Consider the following 23,844-nt stretch of genomic DNA (forward strand, 5'->3'; position numbering starts at 1 on the left):
TTGTAGCTTAATTGAAAGGCTTTTTCCGCCTGTTTTTAAAGAAACAGGCGGAAAAAGCCTTTTAGGCAAAAATGGAAGATTCTTATGGTTGCCGGTATATCTGGCCACCCTTCATCACCAAGTTCACTTTGCGTAACGCTGAAATGTCTTTGAGGGGATCCCCAGCCACGGAGATGAGATCCGCTAATAAACCAGTCTTCACGCTGCCTAGCCGTTGGTCCAGGTGGAAGAGGCGGGCATTGCCCGAGGTGGCGGCGCGAAGCACTTCCAGGGGAGACATCCCATATTCCACCAGCATTTCCAGTTCCCGGGCATTGTCGCCGTGCGGGAAAACCCCTACATCGCCGCCTGCGCTGATGGGTACCTTGGCGGCCAGGGCTGCTTTGAAACTGGCCCTTTTCTGGGTGATACGCAACGGTTCTGGATCCTGGCCTTTGCGCCAGCCGTTGTATTGCAGAATGGCGTCGCCGGCGGCCAGGGTAGGGCAGAGGGCCACCTTGCGTTTGGCCATTAGTTTGAAAACTTCCGGCGTGCCGCCGTCACCGTGTTCAATGGTTTCTACGCCGGCCTCTGCTGCCCGGCGCATGCCTTCTGGGGTGCTGGCGTGGGCCACTACGGGGCGGCCGCTGCTGGACGCGATCTCTACTATCAGGTTCAGTTCTGAGAGGGTGAAGGTAGGCATGGCTTCGCCGTTCGGGCCCCAGCGGTAATCAGCGTAGACTTTAATGATATCGGCCCCTTTGCCAATCTGATCGCGCACCACTCGGGAAATCTGGTCTATGCCGTCGGCGGCTTCGGCACCTTGCGGCACCTCAAAGGCCGGATCAAATCCTTTTGGGCCATAACTTCCCGTGGCAATCAAGGCTTTACCCGCCACCAGCATCCTGGGACCGGGAATTATGTTCTGGTCAATGGCCTGCTTCAGGCCCACGTCCGCGAATTCAGCTCCTTCAGAACCCAGGTCCCGTACGGTGGTAAAACCGGCCAGCAGCGTGTTGCGGGCGTGCACGGTGGCTCGGGCTACCCGCAGGGCATCGGCTTCTTTGAGTACCTGGTCGTTCCAGGAGGTTTCGTTGTAGGGGTGCAGCAGCAGGTGCGAATGCCCCTCGATCAAGCCCGGTAAAAGCGTCTGGCCCGGCAGGGAAATGACCCGCGCGTGGGCAGGCACCGTAACGGAGGTGGCAGGCCCGGCGGCGGTGATGCGGTCTCCTTGGACCACTACCACCCACCCTTGCCGCATCTGCTGGCCATCAAACACCTGGTTTGGCTTCAATACGAAGGTTGAATCTGTTTTAGGGCTTGTTTGGGCAAAACCCTTTAAAAACGACAGAAAAACCATGACCAGCACGAGCAGGGCTGGCCAGGGAAAAGCTCTCCGAAGAATATTAGTGCGCATACCACTCTCCCTTCGCGATAAGCTGCACCTGGCCCCCCACCTGGAGGTCATATTGCTCCTCGGCGGCTAGCGAGCCTTGCAGTTTGATGGTGGAGTCGCGTTTCAGTTCATAGCCCTGCTCCACCAGCAAGTCTAGGGGGCCTTCTCCGAAATAGCGGTGTTTTAATAAATAAGCCAGGAAACAGCCGTTGGCGCTCCCAGTGGCGGCGTCTTCAATCACCTGACCGTTCTCCAGGGCCAGCATGCGGGCATTCACCTGGTGGTCTGCGGAATAGGTTTGCGGGCAAAAAAAGTACAGGGCCACGGAAAGCCCATCTGGCCGTTGCGTCTTGTACAGGCCATGGTGCTGGAGAAAGGCAAACAACTGGTCTGGTTGGAGCTTCAGGCGCTGTATGTCTTCCAGTTTCTGGAGGGGAATGAGGAGGAAAGGCAGTCCCGTGGAGACTTCCTGTACCGGAAACGAGGGGTGTAGGCTCTCTTGTGGCAGTCCTATGAGTTGAGCCAATTCTTCTTGCGGCACCTCTTTCCCAAAAACCGGATTGATTTGCCGCATGAGCAGGAAATCTGGGGTATCATGGGAATAGGTGAAAGTCACCGGGATCTGCCCCACCTTCAGGTGAAGGCTAAGTTCAGGAACTGGTTTCTGTAGCACGAATTGCTGAAGAACATAGGCAGTGCCCAGCGTGGGATGTCCGGCAAAAGGAACCTCATATTCCACGGTGAAAAAGCGGCAAGCAAACCCTTGGGTACTCGCTTGCCAGGAAAGGATAAATGAAGATTCCGCAAACCCGATTTCCTGCGCCATCTGCTGCATTTGATGGGTGGTGAGGTCTTCTGGCGGGAGAAATACAGCCAATTGGTTGCCTTTGTAAGGCGCATTGGCGAAGACATCTACAATGTAAAAAGGAACCGGTTGCATGGCCGGAAGTTATGAACTATCTGTTACAAGAAGTAGGGCGGGGTGAGAGATTTTTACCGATCCGGGATTTAGAGGTCATTTCTGGAAAACACCCCTAAAATAAAAGTAGGGCCTCCCTTGAAAGGGAAGCCCTACTTGATATTGGGAGGAAAAGGCAACCTCAGGAAATAGAGATTTGGCTATACCTGGCTTGCACGAACATGAAGATACCATAGCCTATGAGGCCCAAAGCTACAATTCCCAACAGCACATTCCCGAAAGGGGAGGTTTGTAAGAAGGTGAAGGCATCTTCTGTGCCGCCGGCACCTTCCGGTTGCTGTGCCCAGGCTGCGCGGGCAAACAAGAAACCAATAATACAGAAGACAATTCCCCGCGCGGCATAACCAGCTTGCCCGGCTTTTTTAAGAAAATCGAACCGATCTCTGGGCAACCCTTTAACCTCTTTCATAAAGGAAGCGGTTGCTGCTTTTCTTAGTTGGTTAAGCCCGTTGCCAATGGTTATTAATCCTATAAGGATGGCTACATATTTTCCGTAGTCATGGCTTAACAATTCAGTAAGAACAGATTGTTCTTTGCCGCCGCTGCTGCCGGCACTGCTTTGGTTTCCTGTTCCTATTTTAAAAGCTACAAATGCCAAAGAGCCATACAGCAGACCACTAAATGCGTACGCCAACCGTTTGCCAATCCCTTTCGCGCCTGATCCTTTGTTTTCGGTATCTTTAATGGCTTGCGTTAATCGCCAAAGGGCATACCCAAACAACCCGGCAGCTAATATCCCTAATAAGAATCCGCCCCCGGGAAACTCTTTGACTTGTCGCAGGGCATCTGTATTGGAGGCTTTTTCTCCCCCTATTCCAAAGGCGAACATTGCCGTAAGAACCCCAATGAGAATATATACCAATCCTTTTGCCACATATCCTGCTTTTGCAAATGATTCAATCCAATCTTTGTGTTGTTCCTTCATTTTAATCTTGTACTACTTTAAATGGAATGGGTTTTTGTCTTTCGATGTATGAGTGCCTTTTAGTTATTACCTTGGTTTGGCATTAGAATTTTATAGTTGAAGTTGGTTGAATGTTTAGATGAATTTTTTTTTAAAGATGATTTGTTATTTATTACTAATTAAAAATTAATTAAATAAAAAATGTTAACGATGGATTTTGGATGGAATAGAAAAGATAAAAATATTAGCATTCTGGTGGAGGAAACTTTCTTGTAACCTGTTCATGGCTCCGTCTTAGTTGAATTCGGATCTTTTAGTACTTCAAGTAAGTCTTCAGGTTTGAATTTGTAAACTACTGACCATTATTAAGAAAGATCAGGTGATTGTATGTTTTGCTTTAAGTGGATCGCATTTAGTCATTTTCTGCGGTAAGGAAGGAGTAAGGATAGTTTTACCTGTCGTTTCAGATGGCAAACCAAACCTTCCATAGATTTACTCTTCTCTAGGTTCTGTAAATACGATTTTATAATAGGTGAGTTGTGAAAAGGAAATGATAAGGTATTAAGCACAAGGTTTAAGGAGTTTCATTTTTTTGTTTGAAGGTTGTTTTTAGAGCCTAATAAATAATGATCTGATTTATGGTGTAGATATTGTGCGTAAAGGGTAATAGTAGAATAGATGTTTGTAATTGTTGAAAATACGTATCTTTTAGAGGCCTTTTGGAGTTAACGTGGTTGAATAAAATATTAATATTAAAATAATTTTACTATAACAATTGCAAGGGTTTATGATAAAAACTTGTTTAGGATTTCTACTATTAAGTTTTCTTTGAATACTAGTTAACTTAATTCAATTAATAATATGGCAATTTTAAAAATATTAAACTAAAGAATGTATTAACAAATTTTATAATTAATTTATATGATTTAAAATAACAGTGTTAAAATTATATAAGTGATATATTAGTGATGCAGCTGTTGTTGTAATAAAATGTGGCAAATAAGGCTTATGAAAATATATTTTAAGTTGTTTTTTATTGTTAGATGCGGTGCAGAATTTGAGTAATTGTTTTAGTTTGAGTAAAATAAATTAGAGTCTTTGTTGCTGCGTGAATTATATCGAATGCTTTAGAGCTTATTTATTTTATGAAAACGTTTAGATTTAAACCTTATTAAGGTTTAAATCCGCTTTTTAAAAGCATATTAAATTTTTAATGGCCAATTCAAGGAGCCAAAAAACAGCCATAAAAAGTAAGAGTGGATGAAGAAGGAAGGCGTTCAAGCATGCTTAGGAACTAGGTTAGACTTGACCACGGAACGGGAGGACAAGGTGGTCTATTTCAATTTCTAGTGGAAGGGAGGGTTTAAAAGTTAAAAAAGGCTTGGAAGAAATAAAAGGATGCAATACATTTGTACCACCAAATCAGGAACAGCCTTTTGGGATTTGCGCACGTGGTGAAACTGGTAGACACGCCATCTTGAGGGGGTGGTGCCTTACGGGTGTGGGAGTTCGAATCTCCCCGCGCGCACATTGAGTATAGAAAAGCCCTGTAACTTAGATAGTTACAGGGCTTTTTTGTTTTAGAGGAAAACCAAAGATTTTAATATTCTGCCCCTACTGGAGAACCATACTTTTTAAGGAGACCTACTGCTATTCAGTCTTAGTGTACCTAGTATAAGATCCTAGATAATTCTCCCCTTCATGATAGGCAATGGAAGGGCTACGTACTGCGTTTGGAAAGGAAAAGCTGTACTCTTTGAACTTTCTAAAGGGAATGCAGTAAACCTAATCTGTCCTATATCAACAGAGAATCTATGAAAAGAGGTAAAGTAATAATTCCCCTTGGTTTATTATTGAGCGTTTCCACAGGCATGTACTTGCTTCGGCAAAAGCATGAGACTGGAGGAGGGGAGAAACGGCTAACACAAAGCCGTGGGGGCCATGAGCAGCCCTTACCAGCACAGGTGAATGGCCAACTCTAAGGCTTTCAGGTATTTACCGCCCTTACATACTGTAGTTTTGAAACCCCCACACTAAAAAAGACTGCCTCCAGGGCGGTCTTTTTTAGTGTGGGGGCACTTTATCTTTATCGTGTTCTTGGGGCATGAAACATCAATATAATAGCAGCATTGCCTTTTTTGAAACGGAAAGCTTGGTAAGGTCCTTTACCCAGGTGTTTCATTAGCAAGTGTACCAAGTCTTGAGTAGTGCAGGCAACTTGATCACTTTTCTTTTGAGGCAATACTTTCCACCGGCCTTTTGAGTGGAGATAATCGTGTAAATACTGATTTTGGCCTAGTTAAGGCAAAACAGGCAAAAACCGGTTTGATTATTGTCTCACTATTTTCCTGATCTGTAAATGGAATTCAGGTGGGAGGCGCAGGTGAAAAAGAGAAATAAGATGAACGCACTGCACATGCAAGGGGCTGTTAGCCCCTATTATGTAATCCGGGATGGGGTACCCTTGGAGAAGGCTTTTGTGAGTTTCTACCAAGCTTACATGTATGCCCTTAACCTTTTTGGCAATGAGGACTTCCTGGTTCATAAAAAGGGCTGGTAGGCGCTTGTTGCGGGGCGAGAACTGCCGTTGGGGGGGCAGTCTTGGAATGGTGTCTCGCTTTATTAGCCGGCAATGCGAACTGGCATTGCACTTGTCGGGCTCCTTTACCTTCTTTATACCTCCAGGGCTTACGTCTTTGGCCTTTCTAGTTTCTTAAACCACTGGCTTCTTCCTCTTAAACAGGCTTTAGAAAACCCATTTACCATCAGCATGAAGATCAGGTTCTCAGCCTGGGTCTAGGCATATACAGGGTGGAGGACAAGGATGGTACAACCACCCCGCCTTTTCAGAGCTTAAGAGGACCTCCTTGGTACTGTGATAATTGTCACCACCCCAAAGCCTGTTTTTGCTCCATTTTGAAGTTTATGCCTCCGAGATGCCTTGTTAAACTGATTAGATCCTTGAAGGGGTTCATACGCTTTATAGGGGAAGTTAAAATTCAGCACAACCTTGGTACTGATTTTAAAATTAGTATAATCCAAAACTATATTTATTTTCTTTAATTTATTGTATATTAGGTAAATAAAGTGTTAAAGCGTAACGCCTTATGAAGCTAATGCGATTACCGGTGGTAGTTTTTATACTGTTGCAATGCTGGATTTGCCAACCAGTAATGGCTAGGCAGATACCCGATAGCCAGGAGGAGGTAGTTGACAGTGCCACTGCCGCCCAGTTTGGCAATGCCTCAGATCCGGCCGAAGCTGCTTCCTCTACAGAATCCGCCGCTGCCAAAAGGTACACCTTCGGGACCGGGAAGAACCCCAGAACCAAGGCTGATTTGGCCCGCGAACTTTCTTTCTGCGTGCTCGGGTTTGGAGTTATTATGATGGGGCTGTTGGTGCATGTCATCAAATGTAGCCACATTGAGAAAGAGAACATTGTACGGGTTTTAATGGTGACGCTCATCATCATCAGCACCCTCTTCCTCATCACCGCCGGCTATAGCAACGACCAGATTGCTCCCGCCATCGGGTTGTTAGGTACGGTGGCCGGATACCTGCTCGGGAAGTCTTCTTCTCCCACGTCAAATGATCAACCTAAAGGATAATGGAAACCTGTATGATCCAGAGTATAAGGTGTCTCCTCCTATGGATAGTGCTGCCCTTACTAGGCGGTTGTGCGCAACCGATGAAGGAGCAATCAGGGGAGACGACAACAGAGAATACCTCTACTGCTCCAGAGCAACCATCAGACTCGGCGGCACTGCCAACGCAGGATACCATGATGGTAGGGAGTCCACCACCTCCGCCCCCTCCGCCGCCGCCTCTACCAGAGGTCATGGATCCACTGGAAATTGATGATGTCACCATTGTAAATGAGACAGGCATCAACAATTTTACCATCCTGTACAGCTTTGATGGCAGCCATTGGAATCCTATGGTGATAAAAGTAGGAGGGATGGCGGCGGTGCCGGTCAATGATGATAAAGAAGTGTATTTGATGGTGATCGACAAGAAAAACCGCAAATCAACCAAGAAGGTGGTTCCTTCAGGGAAAGAGGTAGCAGTTTACCGCGATACGAAAAATCAAAAGTATGCCTTCCGTTTCCATTAGCAGACAGTCCCAATAGGAAATACTTGCTTACCTCAGGCCTAAGCAAAATTTGAGAACTTTGCTGCCAATCCCCTGCAGACAAGATCACCTGAATCATCTATAAATAAGCCCCTGCCGCTAGCTAGCTTGAAGGGCAGTGAGCTATTATCACTGATACTGTTAAGGTCTGGAAGCACTGTCTGAGCTTGGTCTCATGGCGCCGTGCACTACTTCTCCTTTTGCTGGGGGTACTTCTTCTCTGGCCAAAGCAGGTGCTGGAGAGGCTTGTCCAGGATAGGAGGCAGGAATTTGGTCTCCCAGCAGTCTGCCCCAAGGTTGGAGGTATTCAATTCGGTCGAAGATGATTTTCAAGACAGCCACCAAGGGTATGGATAGAAACATACCTGAAACGCCCCACAAAGCACCTCCCAACAATACCGCCAAAATGGAAATCAAGGCGTTGATCTGTACCTTAGAAGAGACAATTCGGGGTACCAGCACATTATTGTCCAGGAATTGGATGACGGCATAGGCGCCTATGATCCCTAACTGGGTGGTATACCCCTCGCTGGAAACAGTGGCCATAAGCACCGGTAATAGAATAGCGATAACCCCGCCCACATAGGGAATCATGTTCAGAATGGCCCCTATCACGCCCAACAGAATGGCATAAGGAACACCCAGCAGCAGAAGGGCGGCTGAATTCAGGAAGGCTACAATAGAGGCCTCAATCAAGAGCCCCACAATATAGCTTTGCACCGCTGATTTGGTTTCATGGAGGATTTCCGCCACATAATGGCTGTTTTTATAGGAAAACACCTCAAAAAGGAAATTCAGAATGAGGGGCTTGTACAAGAGGAAAAGGAACACATACACCGGAATCAGGAACAGCAGACTGAAAATGCCCAGTACGCTACTGACCGTTTTTCCCAACAACGCCGTTCCACTATTGGCCGTTTCTTTCAGAAACTGGGTTTGTTTCTGAATACTGATCCCAAAAGTATTTTGGGCAAAATTCTGGATTTGCGTCAGGATCTGCGTGAACTTCAGCTTAAGGGCTGGTACCATCTCCCCAAATTGCATGATCTGCGCCGACAAAAGGTAAAGCAGCACCCCCACCACCACCATGGCTACCAATAACGTGAGCAGGATAGACAATACCGGGGGAATCTTCAGGCGCATTAACCGACTGTTCAAGGGATTGAGTAGAATGGCCAGCAGCAGGGAGAACGCAATGGGTACAAGAATGTCTGTGAGAATGTAGAGGGCATATACCAGCAAGATGATTCCCAATAAAACCAAGGTGCTTTTCTTGTAGAACTGATCGGTAGAAGTCATGGACCTTTTTACTGGTTCTTTTTTGTAATGTTTACATTATCAAAGAGTTATTTTACAGGTTTTTGTTCATTAGAAGCAAGAGATTACCCAGGTGGAAGGCATTGCCCCGGTTGTTCCAAGCCCTTGCTCTAAACTCCTTAAAGACTTGTGAACTGAGCAGCTTTTATATTTTTAAATACTTTCCTGAAAAACAACCTGTTTTCAGGAGCATCGTTCTCTGTTCTTGCCCATGGCCCCGATGGGTCTTAATTCCGCAGGAAGCTGGTGCAGGGTAAAGTTCAAAAAGAGCATGGGACGAACCCTTCCCAGAAGAAGAGCCTATCCTTAAAGTGGAATAGGGTACTGCCTGGCTTATTGGTCATTTCTTAGGCAACCAATTGGAAGTCTGGAACTTTAAGGGCAATACAAGGTACAGTTGAGTTGACCAAAACCGTACGCATTTGGTTCTGGATGGGGGTAGGCGCTGGAAAGGATAGAAAGTGGAAAGCCTCAGTCTCGGTTTAGGAAATAGGGGGAAGCTATCCTTGATAAGATCAAAATCAAAAGGGTTCCGCCTAAAAACCTAACTTCGGCAAGTGAAAGACCAACCAAACTATGGGCTGACCTTATTTATAGGCAGTTTTCAGGAAATAGGCTGCAAAGGAAGGAGAAGAAATCAGAACGTCTGTTTAAAAGGGTTCTGGGGCTTCACCAGCAACACTTTTTCCCTTTCCACTACCACGGAGCCGGGGGTAGCGCCTTTTGGTTTTCTGACGTACTTTTTGGGCGTGTACAAGACAGGGCAGAGGCTGTCGCTCTTTCGCTTAGAGTAAAAGGCCGCTAACTGGGCGGCAGCTTCAAGCACGGGGGTAGGAAAAGCCTTGCCCGCTTGGAATTTGATCACCACGTGCGATCCAGGCACATCTTTGGCGTGGAGCCACAGGTCGTCTTTGTGGGTGTGCTTCAGGGTAAGTTTGTCGTTGGCTTTTGCGTTTTTGCCCACCAGAATCTTGAATCCAAGCGTTTCAAAGGTGTGGTAGGGGAGGTCTACCTGGGCCACCGGTTGGTTTGGGGTGTGTTTTTTGAGAAACTGCCGCAAAGCAGGGGCGGTATCCATGCTTTCCAGTTCTTGCAGCTCCTTGGTGAGGCGTTCCACCTCTTCCTCCTTCCGGGCGGCCCGTTCTTCCAGCAATTGCCGTTCAATCTTTTGGTTCTTGGCCTTCTTGTACAGGCGCTCGGCGGTTTTCTGCGGTGTCTCGGTTGCGTTGAGCTTTATCAGCTGCGTAGTGCCGGCGTAGAAATCAAAAAGTTCTGCCTCCTTGCTACCTGCCGGAATGTTAGTCAGATTCGCCATGATTACATCAGCGGTTTGGGCGTAGGGGGTGCCGTGGTGCCATTGCTCCAACTGTTCCTGGATCTGCCACCAGATTTTCTGGGCTCCCTCCAGTTGCTTGCTGAGCTGCTTATGCGAGGTAGCGTAGTTCTTCTGGAAATACTCCTGGGCCCGGTACTGGGGCACAAAGGCATTCAAGGCCGTAATGGGGTCTGTGAAGGTCTCGGAAACCTGGCCCAACGGCAGTAGCGAGAGCCGCAGCAACTTCTGGACCGTGATAAGGTAGTAGTGGGGTGGGTTCTCCAGCAAGGCCAGCATTTCCTCTACCTGTTCCCACTGCTTATCTGGTGAAAGCGCAGCGTAGTTCTTTTCCTGCAGGTACAGCAAAGGAACCTCACCCAGGGTAGGTAAAAGCTTCTTGAGGTTCTGGGGCGCCTGCAGGAACGCTTCCTTGGTCAGGTGCCAGGTATGGTCCATGGTGCGGTAATCCAGGTCCAGGTCTTTGGAGAGTTTCTTATGGAAAAGCTCTGTGGCCTGGTCCTGCTCATACAACACCACGTTAGACCGGTTCCCGAACAATTTGAACAGCAACACCTTCCCGTTCGTGAACCGGACGTAGAAGCTGCGTTCCTGCTGGTGCCCGCGCACCTCCAGAACTTCTTCCCCCACCAAACCAGTGAAAAGGTCCACCGAGTTTTGGCGGGCCCGGTTGAACGTCTGCGGGAACTGCAGGCTGGAAAAGGTAGGTGTTTGAATGGCTTTCAGGTAGAATTCCTTTTCCTCCTGGTAGAAGGCCAGCACCAGTTCATCTTTCTCCTGGCTGAAGGCGGCCTGCAAGGTGAAACCCTTAAGCTGCTGATCAAGTTTCTGGGCTAATTTCCGTAAAAAGAAGTAATTCTGGTGCACGGCTATAGGGTAAGCGAAAGGCCATCATAGGCGAGCCTCACAAAAGAAGGAAGTTCTTTCTCTACCCGCTGGTGTAAGCCCAGCAGGTGGCTGATGTGGGTGAGATAAGCTTGTTCAGGGGCCAGTTCCTCTAAGACAGTAAGAGCCTCAGACAAGGAGTAATGGGAGATGTGGGGTTCCTTCCGGAGCGCATTGAGAACGATCACCTTGGAGCCCTTTACCTTCTCCTTCTCCTCTTCAGAGATGTAGTTGGCGTCTGTGATGTAAGTGAAATCCCCTATCCTGAAGCCGAACACGGGCAGCTTGTGGTGGAGCACATGAATAGGGGTGACGGGAATGCCCTGCACCTCAAAAGGCTCGTTCTGGATGGGGTGGAGTTCAACCCGAGGCACCCCGGGATAGGTGGAGTTGGTGAAGATATAGCTGAACTCCTGTTTCAACTGGTTCAGCACCCGCTGGTCGGCGTACAGGGGCATGTCAAGGTGCTGCATGAAATTGAAGGCCCGTATGTCATCCAGCCCCGCTGTGTGGTCTTTGTGCTCGTGCGTGAACAAGACGGCGTCTACCCGTTTCACCCGTTCCCGCAGCATCTGTTGCCTGAAATCAGGCCCTGAGTCAATAATGAAGGATTTTTGCCCCACTTCCACCAACACAGAAACCCTGAGCCGTTTGTCTCTGTAATCCAAGGAGCGGCATACCTCGCATTCACACCCAATGACGGGTACGCCCTGAGAGGTACCTGTTCCTAAGAAGGTGATTTTCACGTAGTGGATATGGTTTGGTGTTTGATGGCCAGGTACAGTTCCTGGCTTTCGGGGCGTAGGCTCTCCGGAAGGATGTCAACTGCCCGCAGGATCTCTACCAGACAGTTGACCTTGCCCTCCAAAGGGAAGTATTTATTTACCACCGCTACCTTGGTATCTTTCAAGATACAGAACCCGGACTTGAAAGTACCCTTCTCATACCGCAGCATGTATTCAGACTCGGCAAAAATATCTTCTAGCCTGTTTAAAAAAGGCCGGGTATACTTGATCTGCATAGGTAAGAAAAGAATTCCGCTTAGTGCACGTACTCTTTTACGGTTTGCACCAGCATGTCAAAATCCAAAGGCTTGGGCAGATAGGCATTGATGCCGGCCTCTTTGAATTGCTCCAGCGTATAGTTGTTGGCGTTGCCGGTGACGGCAATAATAGGAATCTGGGCGATCTGCGGATCCTGGTTGGCCCTAATCTCCTTGGTGCACTCCATGCCGTTCTTCACCGGAATGTTCAGGTCCATCAAAATGGCGTCAATTTTCTGGTCTTGCACCTTCTTCAGAACCTCCCCGCCATTCTTGGCCGACACTACCGTATAGTTCTGTAGTTCCAGGATTTTCTTGGTAAGGTTCAGAATGACAGAGCTATCCTCTGCAATCAAAATGGTTTTATTCTCGGCCATGGCTAGTTCGATAAGATTATATTTCGATAGTTTGCTCTAAAATTAGTAAAACTTGACTCCAAATCAGAGAAGGTGGTATCAACAAATGTGAATTTTCCCTTTTTTATGTCGTGTTCCAGGGTTTGGGCCAAGGTAGAAACGGAGTCAAGACCCAAGGTGGAGGCAGTTCCTTTGATTTGATGCAGTGTACTTAAAATGCCTTCATAATGTTGTGCGGCCACTTCTCGTCTGGCTTCGTCCAATAATTCTGAGGTTTCTTCCTCAAATTCTATGTACAGTTGTAAGGCGAATTCATCGCCGCCCAGGTCTTTCAATTGCTCCAGCACGTGCAGGTTCATGGAGAATTCTGTTTTCTCCTGGTTCTGAAGCGGCAAAGGAGTGGTTTCTTCCAGAGGCGTGTCAGCGGGTACCCCATTGCCGTACCATTTCAAGATCCGCTCATGCAAGTCAGAGATTTTAACGGGCTTGGAAACATAATCGTCTAACCCCTCACTCATGAATTTTTCCGCATCATCTTTCATGGAATAGGCGGTCATGGCAATGATAGGAGGGCAGTTGGTCGCCAGCAGCTTCTTAAGTTCCTGGGTTGCGGTTACCCCATCCATTTCCGGCATCTGGATGTCCATGAAGATGAGGTCATACCGTTTCTGGGTGGCTTTCTCAATGGCCTCGAAGCCATTAGAGGCCAGATCGGCAGTACAGCCCATGCGTTCCAGCAGCTTCAGGGCCACTTTCTGGTTGATCTGGTTGTCATCTACCAGCAGCAGGACCGGTTCTGGAGAAAACTGGCCAATGGCGTCTAACTCCTTGGATGACTGCAATTGCTCATGGATCTGCTTGATGTTCTCCGCCTCATGGCAGACAATGGTGAACCAGAAGGTACTACCCTGGCCCAGCACCGATTCTACGCCTATCTCTCCGCCCAATAATTCACTTAACTGTTTGGAGATGGCCAGCCCCAGACCAGTGCCCCCGAAGGACTTGGAAGAGGAATTGTCAAGCTGCGTGAAGTTGGTGAACAGCAACTGGATGTCCTCCTCACTGATGCCAATGCCGGAGTCGTTTACCCTGAACAGCAGTTTATGCTCATCTCCCTCGCCGCCCACTCTGCTCACCTCCACGCTCACCGTGCCTTCATTGGTGAACTTGATGGCGTTGGAGGTCAGGTTAGACAATACCTGCAATAGCCGGGTTTCATCTGTGACAATGTAACGGGGCGTATCTTCAGAGATGTCATAGGTGAAGGTGAGGTCCTTCTGGATGGCCCGGTTAGAGAACAGGGCATGGGTCCGCTCCAGCGCATAGAACAAGTCAATGCCGGTTTCGTGCAACTGGAGTTTTCCGGCCTGTATTTTGGAAAGATCCAGAATATCATTCAGGATATCCAGCAGGGCATCAGAGGACTTTCTAAGCGTTTCAATATAGTCCATCTGCTCCGCGTTGTTGGCGGTATGGTGCAGCACGTCAATCATGCCAATGATGCCGTTCATGGGGGTTCTCAACTCATGGCTCATGTTGGCCAGGAACTGGTTTTTAACCTGGAGCGAGTTCTCTGCCAATTCTTTGGCTCTGATGAGTTCCCGCTGGGTGTCTTTCAGTTCCGTGATGTCACGGCAGACACCTTCAATGGCAATAGGTTCCTTGTCAGCGTTCAGGATGAGGCGCGAGTTGATCAATACCTCAATCTCCTGGTTCTGGCGGGTAAGCAGGGAGGTCTCAAAGTTCCGGACGCTTCGCTGGTTGAAGAGCATGCGCAGGAGCTCGTCGCGGTCTTCAGGGCGGGCGTACAGTTGGTCTGCATTGAGCCCCATGGCCTCGTTGGGCAGATACCCCAGCACTTCCTGCACGGAGGGGCTGATGAGCTGGAACTCACCCGCCATGTCGGTCTTGTAGTACAGGTCCTGGAAAGACTCAAAAATCTGCCGGAACTTCTCTTCATTGACCGCCAGTGACATCTGGGAGATCTTCTTCTCTGTAATGTCCAGGGCGATGGCCGACACATCTTCAAAGCTACCGTCTTCCAGGTAGATAGGGTTCAGCAACACTTCCCGCCAGGCACTAGAGCCGTTGGAATGGTGGAGCTCTATCTCAAATTGCTGAGCCTGGCCAGCAAAAGCCAGTTCATAGGTTTCCTTCATGCGGTGGAAATAGCCCTGCGTGATGGTTTCCCCTACCAACTGACTTAATTTGATTCCCAGCAGCGGCACGTTACCGGTCCAGGAATGGATCTCGTTGAAGAAATTCTGGTTGAAGGAGGTAAGCTGGTATTGCCGGTTAACCGACCACATCAAGTGGGTGCCGCTTTCAAAAATAGCCTTCAGGCGGGCGTTCTGGATGGTGATCTGCTCTTCGTTCCGTTTCCTTTCAATGGCCAAAGCCACCTGGTTGGAAATAAAGTGCAGGATCTCAATATCTGTCTGCACATAAGCCTCTGGGTTTTTGTAGTCGCGCACGGCAATCACGCCAATAATGCGCTCCCCAATGGAAAGAGGGGAGCAGAGCATTACCTCCGGTACCACGCCATTGACCTCAATTTTGCCGTTATCCACCAAATCCATGAAATCGGCTTTGGTCGCGTACAAAGGCTTGCCGGTTTTAATGATGTATTCGGTCATGCCCAGGGAGAAAGGTCTGGGTGCCGCCGGAATGTTGGATAGTTGGTCTACATAGTACACAAAATTGATCTGGTCTTTCTCCTCGTCAAAAAGGGCAATGTAGAAGTTATGGGTTTCAATGATTTTGCTCAGTTCGCGGTGGATGGCGCTGTATAACGAGGGCAAATCCTTGGAGGAAATGGCCAGGTTGGCAATGCTGTAGTACACCTTCTGCAGGCGCTCGGCCTTGATACGGTCCGTGATGTCGTGGAGGATGGCGCGGGTGGCAATAGGTTTGCCGTCTTGCCAACTGCAGTTGATGGAGCCGATCAAGTGAATGGGTTTTCCGCTCTTGGTCAGGAACACCGTCTCAATTTTGTTCACATCATCTCCTTTGTACAGGTTGCGCAGTTGGTAGATCAGCTTGGCCTTGTAGTACGGGTGCACAATGTCATTGAGGGTGAGGTTCTCAATGTCAAAGTCATTGTAGCCCAGTTTCTCTTTCCAGGCCCGGTTCACGAAGATGAATTTATTGTCGGTGGAGATGTTCTGGATCAAGTCATGCGCGTTGTCAAAGAGGTCCTGCAGACGGATCTTGTTGTCTTTAAGGGCTTCCATGGCAATGCGCTTGTCTGTCATGTCTTTGCCCACGGCCGTGATACCTACCACATTGCCTTCGGCATCCATCTCAAACATGATGTTCCAGCGCAGGATCTTCACCGACTGCGACTTGGTGATCAGGTCCCATTCATAATAGCTGCGGAGCGATTGGTTCTGAAGGGCTTTCCTGATTTCCTGGATACGGGTAGGCCTTTCCTTCTCTGACACGAACAGCTCGTAGTAGTTCTTGCCCACTACCTCTTCGCGTTTATAGCCGGTATACTGCAAAAAGTAGTCGTTCACGTAGAGTACCTGCAAATCAAGGTTCATGCTCACGTAGGCCAGGTTCACCTGGCTCAGGAAAGACCGGAACTGGTGCATGGACTCGCGCAAAACCTCCTGGCGGCGGATAAGGGCCTGGGCTTCTTTGCGCGAAGTGATGTCCCGGACAATGCACTGCACAAACCCCACGTCCTCCAACATGATGGCGCTGAAGCTGATCTCACTGTCAATGATGGCGCCATCTGTTTTCTCAATGCGCCATTCCAGGCTGCGGGGCTGGCCGTCATGCAGCGTCTGCTCAATTATCTGCAGAGATTTCTCTACCGAAGAGGAGTTATCGGCCTGCAGTCCTGGCGAGAAATCTGCCAAACGCTTGCCTAGAATGCTTTTCTTGTCACAGTCCAGCAACACGGTGGCCTGGAAATTACAGTCCGCGATCTGGGTGTTGTTGAGCAGGAAGATGGCGTCATTGGAAGACTCAAAGAGCGTCTTGTATTTGCCTTCTGAGTAATGCAGTTCCTGCCGAAGCTCAAACCTGGAAAGGTAAGAACTTATCTCCAGGCCCAGGTGGTTCACAAACTCAGTCAGGGCACTGGTCATGTTGGCCGCATCATCAATGAGCAGAATAATGGTGGCCAGATAATGCTTGTCGGTGCTGATGGGCATTGCCAAGATCTCCCGTTTATCAAAGAGGTGCTGGAAATTGCGGGAGATGCTCAGCAGCGAACGGTTTTTGTTCTTATTCTCCAGCTGGGCCAGGAACTCCGGGTTCAGCGCTAAGATGCTTTTTTCCTTCAGCAGGTAAGACTGGTCGCCTTTGCTGTGGACCAGTTGCACCATGCGGCTAGCCGGTTGGTACACAAACACGCCGCCACCGTTGATGTGGGGAAGTTTGGTGACCTCCTCCAGGACCGTGGAAAGAATGTCTTCCGGAGATTTAAGGTTGGTGAAAAGCGGTTGGAGCTGGGCCATGAATTCCTGCTGTTCCTGGCGTTGCCGGCCCCGATCCAGCAAATGCCGGGAATCTTCCATGGGGGTAGCGGTGCCTAACACCACTTCCTGCCCAAAATAACGCCCGCACCGGAAAGAAAGATACAAGGGGAAAAGGCTGCCATCACTGCTTTTGAACCACCAGTCAAACCGCTGGGTTTTCCCCTCGCAGGCCTGCTTGATTCTTTTTCTGAAAGCGATCCTTTCTGACGGGTTCAGGTCAAAGGCCTCAAATACGTTTTTCCCAATGAGTTCCTGCTTTTCCAGTTGTATAATGCCCAGCGTTTCTTTGTTCAGGTCAATGAACATGCCCTTTTTGTCCAGAATGAACAGAGGCTCACTGCTTTCCTCAAAAATGGTGCGGTAGCTTGACTCAGAGGCAAAGAGATCGCCGGCGGGCATCACTTCTGCTGAAGCGGCCCGTACGGCAATGTAAAGAAACTCAAACCCTTCCAGGGCCACCAGGCTGGATTTGAAGTACAGCAGGTTCGTGTTCAGGATCTTGACCTTGGGTTGGATAAAGCCGCTTATGTTCTTGCGACGCCGAAGCAACCGCAGGTTCCGGTCAAAGTGCTGGCGCTGTTTCTCATCTAGCAGGGTTTTGATGTTCAGCTTTTCCGGGCAGTCACTCCCGTGGAAGTTGGCCTCTTTGGTGGCCTTGTTCACCGCCAGCAGGGTGCCATCTAAGTCGCACACGAAGATGAATTTCCGGCTGCCGCTCACGTGCTCCGCCAGGTCCACCAACCGGGTGGCGGCGGTCACCTTGGCTGTTCTGTCTACAGAAGGATTGCTTGTTGTCATACTACGGGTTAAGCTGAATCTGGAGGAGCCACTTTTCTTGGGGCGGCACTTATTGATGGGAAACGTGTTTAGCAAAAATAACTTAAATATTGGTTATTTGCACCGTCCCTTTCAGAGTCGTGTTTTCCTTGCCAAAATGGCCAAATCCCTTGTTTTTACCGTCACCACCGACCTTACCCATGACCAGCGCATGCTCAGGATTGCTAGTACCCTGGCCCAGGCGGGGTATGAAGTAACCCTGGTGGGCCGCCTGCTGCCGCAGTCTTTGGAGATGCCCGCCACGCTCTTCAAGACCCACCGGATCAGGTGCCATTTCCTGAAAGGACCCTTCTTTTACCTGGAATACAACCTGCGCCTTCTGGGTTGGTTTCTTACCCATTCCTATGACCTGTACGGCGCCATTGACACGGACACCGCCTTGGCTGCCCTCACTGCCTCCGCTTTCCGCCGCAAACCGCTGATCTATGATGCCCATGAGCTGTTCCCGGAGTTGCCTGAAGTAGTGCACCGGCCTCTGGTAAGGAAAGTCTGGTCGGTGGTGGAGCGGCTGGCTTTTACCCGTGCCAGCCTGGCTTATACCGTGAGCGGCTCTTTGGTGGCTTATTTTGAGGCCAAATACTGCCGACCGGTGCACCTGGTGCAAAACATGCCTCTGCGGCAACTGGGGCCGCTGGTCCGGCAGCAGGAGCCACCCTACTTTATCTACCAAGGTGCTTTGAACGAAGGCCGAGGGCTGGAGACCTTGCTGTTGGCGCTGCAACACGTGCCCGCTCGGTTGGTTGTGTGCGGCGAGGGACCGTTAAGGGGCCGTTTACAGCAAATGACCCACCAACTAGGGCTTCAAGACCAGGTGGAGTTTAAGGGAAACGTGCTTCCTACAGACCTAATCTGGTTAACCGCCGGTGCTTGGGCAGGCATCATGCTGCTGGAAGAGAACCGAGGCCTCAGTTATTTTTATTCATTAGCCAATAAATTTTTTGATTATGTTCAGGCCGGCATTCCGCAGGTTTGTGTACCTTTTCCTGAATACCAGCGCCTAAACGCCCAGCATGAGGTGGCGCTCCTGGCCCGGTTGGGGGTAGAAGAGGTGAAAACGGCCCTTTTAACCTTGCTGCACAACCAGGAAACTTACCTAAGGCTGCGGCAAAACTGTCTTATGGCGCGGACGGAGTGGTGCTGGGAGATGGAGAGCCAAAAATTGACAGCCCTTTACAATGAAATCAAATGAAGCAAGAACGATATTTAGTGGTAGTGGTAGGCCCTACGGCCGTGGGCAAGACCGATTTCTGCGTGCAATTGGCCAAACACTTCCAAACGGAGATTATCTCCACAGATTCACGCCAGTTTTTCAAGGAACTGAGCATTGGTACCGCCAAGCCCACCCCGCAGGAGCAGGGAGGCGTGCCGCATCATTTCATAAATTCCCATACCATTCATGAGGAATATAATGCCGGGCAGTACGAAGAAGATGCCTTGCGCCTGCTCCACCAACTCTTCCAGGGGCATGAGGTGGTGATTGCCACCGGCGGTTCTGGGTTGTACGTGCGGGCCTTGTGCGAAGGCTTAGACGAAATGCCGGAGATCTTACCCGGCGTGCGGGAAGAACTGAACCAGCGGCTGGCGCAGGAGGGACTGCCGGCCCTGGTGCAGCAGTTACAGGAACTTGACCCGGAATACGCCGCCCAGGTGGACCCACAGAACCCGCAACGGGTGGTGCGGGCCCTGGAAGTGTGCCTGAGCAGTGGACAGCCCTATTCCTCGTTCAGAACGCAGAACAACGGCAGTACCCGCGGTTTTCGGATTATCAAAATCGGACTTACCCGTGAGCGCCCTGAACTGTATGACCGCATCAACCACCGCGTAGACCAGATGCTGGCCCAGGGCCTTTTGGATGAAGTGAAGCAACTGCTTCCTTACCGGGAGCACCAGGCTCTACAGACCGTGGGGTATACTGAGTTGTTTGGTTACTTAGATGGGTTTTGCTCTTTTGAAGAAGCCGTTCGGCTGCTTAAGCGCAACAGCCGCCGCTATGCCAAACGCCAGCTCACCTGGTTTAACCGTGACCCAGAGTTTCAGTGGTTCCACCCAGGTCAGTTTTCAGAGGTGGTAGCCCACATCCAAGCCGAAATGGAGAAAGGCGCTAACGAGGGAGGTGCGTGAGGTCATTAAATGCTGTGTGCCAATTAGGTAAGCGTTTTCAGCCTGTTTTCTGATAACTATAGATGAAGAAAGCCAGCGGTTGTTTCCTGAATCTCAGGTTCCCAAACAGGGTTGCGGGAAGGGAAAGGATTGGTCTATAAGATCAAAGGCCCAGGCTTTCAACGGATAACCTTTCTTGCGTTTGGGAGCTGTTTTCTTACAAACAGCCCCCAAACGTAAAGATTAGCCAGGGGTAGTGTTACTTTAACCCTTGGTAGAAAGGCGGCAGGGGATTAAGTTTGATGTTCTGGCGCTGGTGCCAATAAGGGTAAATAGGAGGGGTGTCGCTGGCGGCGTCCAACCTTTTGACTTGCTCTTTGCTGAGGTTCCAGCCTACTGCCCCCAGGTTTTGCTTTAGTTGCTCTTCATTGCGGGCGCCAATAATGATGCTGGAAACAGTGGGTCGCTGTAAAAGCCAGTTCAGGGCTACCTGGGCTACCGTTTTCTCGGTTTCAGCGGCTACGGCATCCAGGGCATCCATGATGGTGTACAGGTGCTCTTCGTTCACCACCGCCTCGGGCACCGGGCTGCCGCCTTGGGCCACCCGGCTGTCAGGGGGCAGCGGCTGGCCCCGGCGGTATTTACCTCCTAACCGACCGGCGGCCAACGGAGACCAAATGATAGCGCCCACGTTCTGATCCAAGCCCAAGGGCATCAATTCCCATTCGTACTCCCGGTGCACGAGCGAATAATAGACCTGATGGGCTACGTAGCGGTTCCAGCCGTATTTTTCTGAGACGTCCAAAGACTTCATCAGATGCCACCCTGAGAAATTGGAGGCGGCAAGGTAGCGCACCTTTCCGCTTTGCACCAAGTCATCCAGCGTGCGCAGGGTTTCTTCAACGGGGGTGTTGCCGTCAAAGCCATGCATGTGGTACAGGTCAATGTAGTCGGTGCGGAGGCGCTTGAGGCTGCCTTCTACTTGCTTGAGCAGGTGCCACCGCGAAGAACCTTGGTTATTCGGCCCTGGGCCGAAAGGAAACGTGCCTTTGGTGGAAAGAATGATCTTGTCCCGCTGTCCCTCTATGGCTTTGCCCAGAATCTCCTCTGACATTCCCTGCGAGTAGATGTCCGCGGTGTCAAAGAAGTTGACGCCCGCCTCCAGGCAAAGCTGCACCAAACGGGTGGCTTCCTCTACCTGGGTGCTTCCCCAGGCCTTGAAGAAGTCGCCGCCGCCGCCAAAAGTAGCGGTCCCAAAGCTCAGTACCGGCACCTGCAACCCAGAAGCCCCTAGTTGTCTGAATTCCATTTTTTCTCTCTTAGGTGAGTTGGTAAAAACGAGGTTCTGGTTGATTAGTTTAAGGGAACTTGCCAAATCAGCCTTATAGAACAGGCAGAAAGGATCCAATACTCGTTTCTGGCACATTTTGGTCAAAACACCTTCTAAATCAGCTTCCTATGAAGAGAGTTTTAGGGATGGTTTTTTAAAATATGGTCTTCTTCAAGAGTTTGGCGGAGGAATCTAATATTTTATTTCCCTGTTAAAAATTTGCCTCAAAGAATGCCTATTCGCGCAGGTTCATAAATGGCTCTGTCTTCCTAGCGATACCCTCAGGAGATGCCGAAAAAAAGAATGCGTTTTGAGGCCAATTCCTAAGAATCAGCCTTAAAACGCATCAAATAAACAACGGAAATCTTTTCTTACACGCTCAGGACTTCCACCAGTTTGAGGAAGCTTTCGCTGATTGGTTTTTTCTTGGTGATGGTGTCATGGAAAGGTGTGTACACCACTTCCCCGTTGATCACGCCTACCATTTCATTGGCGCGGCCGGCAATGAGGCCTTCCACGGCGGCCATACCCATCTGGCTGCTCAGGAGACGGTCAGCGGCGGTGGGGCGGCCACCCCGCTGCACGTGACCGATGATGGTCACCTTGGCATCCATCTGCGGCAGGGCCTCTTTCACCTTGGCGGCAATCTCGGTGGCACCGCCTTCTTCTTCCCCTTCCGCCACAATGATGATGAACGAGGTTTTAGAGCGGCGCCAGCCTTGCTGCAAGGTTTCTATCACCTCAGACATGGAAGTAATCGTCTCGGGGATCATCACCATCTCGGCCCCGCCGCCAATGGCGCAGGGGAGGGCGATGTAGCCTGAGTCACGGCCCATCACTTCCACGAAGAAAACGCGCTCGTGGCTGTCTGCCGTGTCCCTGATTTTATCAATGGCGTCTAAGGCGGTGTTTACGGCGGTGTCATAGCCTATGGTGTAGTCGGTGCCGTACAGGTCATTGTCAATGGTGCCGGGGGCACCTATGATAGGAATGCCGTACTCCTCGTAAAATACCTTGGCGCCGGTAAAAGTCCCGTTCCCGCCTATGGCCACTATGCCTTCAATCCCGAACTTGGAGATCTGCTCAAACGCTCTCTTTCTGCCTTCAGGGGTCTGGAATTCAATGCAACGGGCTGATTTGAGGATGGTGCCTCCTTTTTGAATTATATTGCTGACGGAGTGGGAGAACAAGCGGTAAATCTCTCCCTGGATCATGCCGTTATAGCCCCGGCCGATTCCGTATACTTCCAATTTGTGGTAAACTGCTGTCCGCACCACGGCGCGGATACAGGCATTCATGCCCGGGGCGTCTCCCCCTGACGTAAAAACTGCTATTTTCTTCATCTTAACATCTAATACGGAGCCACAAAGTAAGGCAATACCTTATAATTCTCAAGCTTTTTGCACAGCATTCGGTAAAAAGGCCTCCAAAACTGGGTTCTCACTAGCCACCTGTTTTCAGTATATTTTTCAAGAACTCCCTAAAAAACGCGGTTCTGGAAAAATAAAAATACTTTTCTTGAAATGGTGCAGCGTTTTTTTCAAAAGTCCGTAGATAAATTGGCATAATTCCGGTTGCGCACTTTTTGCGCAGAGACTAACCCTGCAGCCTTAGAAATCATCATACCAATCATTACCTGACTCTATGTTTTCAATTTTTGAGAGTGAAGAAACAAAACGGCTTAAAAGCCACATTGTGAATTTAGGGGCTTTGGCTAAAATTGATGGACACATTGATGCGGCGGAAATGGAACATATCATTTCCATTGGGGAACGCAAAGGCCTGCGCCCACAGGATGTGCGCGCCCTGCTGGCCGACAGCGGAAGCGTGAAACCCACCATGCCCAACAATGACCTGGACCGGTTTGACCAGATCTATGACCTGGTGGAGATGATGCTCGCCGATGGCATTGTAGACGACAGTGAGATGGATTTCTGCATTGACCTGGCCATGAAAATGGGTTTCCGGAAAGCTGTGGTGGGGGTGTTGGTCAAGAAGATTACCACGGGCGTGAAAGATGGCCTCACCCGCCAGGAGATCAAACAGGAAGCCATTGATTTCCTGGAGTTGCAGTAATTTCTTTTCCTTCTTTAGTCGCCTGTCTCGTATTTCTTGAATTTCCCGTTGTCCCAGACATAGGTGGCGGTATAGTTCTCTGCTCCCACAGAAACCCCGTCATGCGGTATGGAAATGGTTTTGCGGGTGCCATAGTCATGGTATTGATGCGCTTTTTCTGCCAGGGTTAGGTACCTGATGCTTCGTTTCTGGGCATCAATGTCATAAAGCTGATCCTGCTCCAGCAGGTATTCCTGAAAGCCATTCTCTTTATCCCTCAGAAACACATACACATAGGCTGAATCCCGTTCCACCACCTGAATGGCGTAGTCCAGACGGGTATCCCCGTTGAAATCTGCTTCTATGAAATAAGGCCCCTGTTCTTCCTGGGGCACCCGCTGCACGTCAAACTCGGTGAGCGTGGGGAACTTCCATGCGGCATGGGTGCGGTTGAGGTGGGCCTCCAATAACTCTGGAATCTGTTGTTTGATGTCCAGGGGAGGGGAAGAGGCGGTGGCGGTTCCGTCTATGCGGGTATTGGATACAGAGTCTACGGTCTGCCCCAGGGTTTGATCAACGGCTGGGGCGTCAGCGTCTTTCTCTGGACGGCAACTAATCAGAAGTACTAGAAAGCAAGAGCACAAGACACGGTTCATACGCAAAAAAGATGTTCCTCTCCCTCTTTACGGAACCACGGGCGGCCTGTTTA

The 23,844-nt window shown here is 49.7% G+C and carries 17 protein-coding genes and 1 tRNA gene; 6 read left to right on the plus strand and 12 right to left on the minus strand.

Features of this window, described 5'->3' with window-relative positions; genetic code table 11:
* Window positions 1–82: 82 nt before the first annotated feature.
* The 3 genes from FOE74_RS15820 to FOE74_RS15830 form a co-directional block, all read right to left on the minus strand.
* Window positions 83–1,396: a metal-dependent hydrolase family protein gene (locus FOE74_RS15820; protein WP_372427606.1), complete on the minus strand. Its 1,314-nt coding sequence runs from the start codon at window positions 1,394–1,396 to the stop codon at window positions 83–85.
* The gene (locus FOE74_RS15825; protein ID WP_149099586.1) at window positions 1,386–2,315 is read right to left on the minus strand and encodes a PhzF family phenazine biosynthesis protein; all 930 of its coding nucleotides are present in this window, start codon (window positions 2,313–2,315) and stop codon (window positions 1,386–1,388) included. Before FOE74_RS15825 ends, FOE74_RS15820 begins: the two co-directional genes overlap by 11 nt.
* A gap of 160 nt (window positions 2,316–2,475) precedes the next feature.
* Complete coding sequence (locus FOE74_RS15830; protein WP_149099587.1) at window positions 2,476–3,279, minus strand: DUF1206 domain-containing protein; 804 nt, start codon at window positions 3,277–3,279, stop codon at window positions 2,476–2,478.
* Window positions 3,280–4,703: 1,424 nt separating this feature from the next.
* Between FOE74_RS15830 and FOE74_RS15835 the strand changes: the two genes are divergently transcribed.
* The 3 genes from FOE74_RS15835 to FOE74_RS21490 all read left to right on the plus strand — a co-directional run bounded on the left by FOE74_RS15835 (window position 4,704) and on the right by FOE74_RS21490 (window position 7,372).
* Window positions 4,704–4,786: transfer RNA gene (locus FOE74_RS15835), tRNA-Leu, on the plus strand.
* A gap of 1,645 nt (window positions 4,787–6,431) precedes the next feature.
* Complete coding sequence (locus tag FOE74_RS15840) at window positions 6,432–6,866, plus strand: hypothetical protein (RefSeq protein ID WP_149099588.1); 435 nt, start codon at window positions 6,432–6,434, stop codon at window positions 6,864–6,866.
* A 230-nt stretch (window positions 6,867–7,096) separates the two neighbouring features.
* The gene (locus FOE74_RS21490) at window positions 7,097–7,372 is read left to right on the plus strand and encodes a hypothetical protein (protein ID WP_149099589.1); all 276 of its coding nucleotides are present in this window, start codon (window positions 7,097–7,099) and stop codon (window positions 7,370–7,372) included.
* 159 nt (window positions 7,373–7,531) lie between these two features.
* Here FOE74_RS21490 and FOE74_RS15850 read toward each other — a convergent pair whose 3' ends face one another.
* The 6 genes from FOE74_RS15850 to FOE74_RS15875 all read right to left on the minus strand — a co-directional run bounded on the left by FOE74_RS15850 (window position 7,532) and on the right by FOE74_RS15875 (window position 17,611).
* Window positions 7,532–8,689, minus strand: coding sequence for an AI-2E family transporter (locus tag FOE74_RS15850; RefSeq protein WP_149099590.1), 1,158 nt, complete (start codon window positions 8,687–8,689; stop codon window positions 7,532–7,534).
* Window positions 8,690–9,344: 655 nt separating this feature from the next.
* On the minus strand, window positions 9,345–10,907 hold the full coding sequence (locus FOE74_RS15855) for an NFACT RNA binding domain-containing protein (protein ID WP_149099591.1): 1,563 nt from the start codon (window positions 10,905–10,907) through the stop codon (window positions 9,345–9,347).
* A gap of 2 nt (window positions 10,908–10,909) precedes the next feature.
* Entirely contained in the window at window positions 10,910–11,671 is a 762-nt protein-coding gene (locus FOE74_RS15860) for an MBL fold metallo-hydrolase (protein WP_149099592.1), read from the minus strand.
* Complete coding sequence (locus FOE74_RS15865) at window positions 11,668–11,946, minus strand: hypothetical protein (protein WP_149099593.1); 279 nt, start codon at window positions 11,944–11,946, stop codon at window positions 11,668–11,670. The genes FOE74_RS15860 and FOE74_RS15865 overlap by 4 nt, the downstream gene beginning before the upstream one ends.
* A gap of 20 nt (window positions 11,947–11,966) precedes the next feature.
* The gene (locus tag FOE74_RS15870; RefSeq protein WP_149099594.1) at window positions 11,967–12,344 is read right to left on the minus strand and encodes a response regulator; all 378 of its coding nucleotides are present in this window, start codon (window positions 12,342–12,344) and stop codon (window positions 11,967–11,969) included.
* 2 nt (window positions 12,345–12,346) lie between these two features.
* The gene (locus tag FOE74_RS15875) at window positions 12,347–17,611 is read right to left on the minus strand and encodes a PAS domain S-box protein (protein WP_149099595.1); all 5,265 of its coding nucleotides are present in this window, start codon (window positions 17,609–17,611) and stop codon (window positions 12,347–12,349) included.
* A gap of 136 nt (window positions 17,612–17,747) precedes the next feature.
* Here FOE74_RS15875 and FOE74_RS15880 point away from each other — a divergent pair, with 136 nt between their 5' ends.
* Window positions 17,748–18,839, plus strand: coding sequence for a glycosyltransferase (locus tag FOE74_RS15880; RefSeq protein ID WP_188686846.1), 1,092 nt, complete (start codon window positions 17,748–17,750; stop codon window positions 18,837–18,839).
* A complete protein-coding gene (gene miaA, locus FOE74_RS15885; protein WP_149099597.1) occupies window positions 18,836–19,771 on the plus strand; it encodes a tRNA (adenosine(37)-N6)-dimethylallyltransferase MiaA in 936 nt (311 codons plus the stop codon). The genes FOE74_RS15880 and miaA overlap by 4 nt, the downstream gene beginning before the upstream one ends.
* 238 nt (window positions 19,772–20,009) lie before the next feature.
* On the opposite strand, the gene FOE74_RS15890 is transcribed toward miaA, so the two are convergent.
* Together FOE74_RS15890 and pfkA are read right to left on the minus strand one after the other, a co-directional pair.
* Window positions 20,010–21,059, minus strand: a complete 1,050-nt coding sequence (locus FOE74_RS15890) for an aldo/keto reductase (protein WP_149099598.1) — start codon at window positions 21,057–21,059, stop codon at window positions 20,010–20,012.
* Window positions 21,060–21,451: 392 nt separating this feature from the next.
* Window positions 21,452–22,423, minus strand: a complete 972-nt coding sequence (gene pfkA, locus FOE74_RS15895; RefSeq protein ID WP_149099599.1) for a 6-phosphofructokinase — start codon at window positions 22,421–22,423, stop codon at window positions 21,452–21,454.
* 301 nt (window positions 22,424–22,724) lie between these two features.
* Between pfkA and FOE74_RS15900 the strand changes: the two genes are divergently transcribed.
* A complete protein-coding gene (locus tag FOE74_RS15900) occupies window positions 22,725–23,156 on the plus strand; it encodes a tellurite resistance TerB family protein (RefSeq protein WP_149099600.1) in 432 nt (143 codons plus the stop codon).
* Between the two features lie 14 nt (window positions 23,157–23,170).
* Here FOE74_RS15900 and FOE74_RS15905 read toward each other — a convergent pair whose 3' ends face one another.
* Window positions 23,171–23,791, minus strand: a complete 621-nt coding sequence (locus FOE74_RS15905) for a hypothetical protein (RefSeq protein ID WP_149099601.1) — start codon at window positions 23,789–23,791, stop codon at window positions 23,171–23,173.
* Between the last annotated feature and the right edge of the window lie 53 nt (window positions 23,792–23,844).

This window comes from Rufibacter glacialis, assembly GCF_008271745.1.
In the GTDB taxonomy this organism is placed as follows: Bacteria; Bacteroidota; Bacteroidia; order Cytophagales; family Hymenobacteraceae; genus Nibribacter; species Nibribacter glacialis.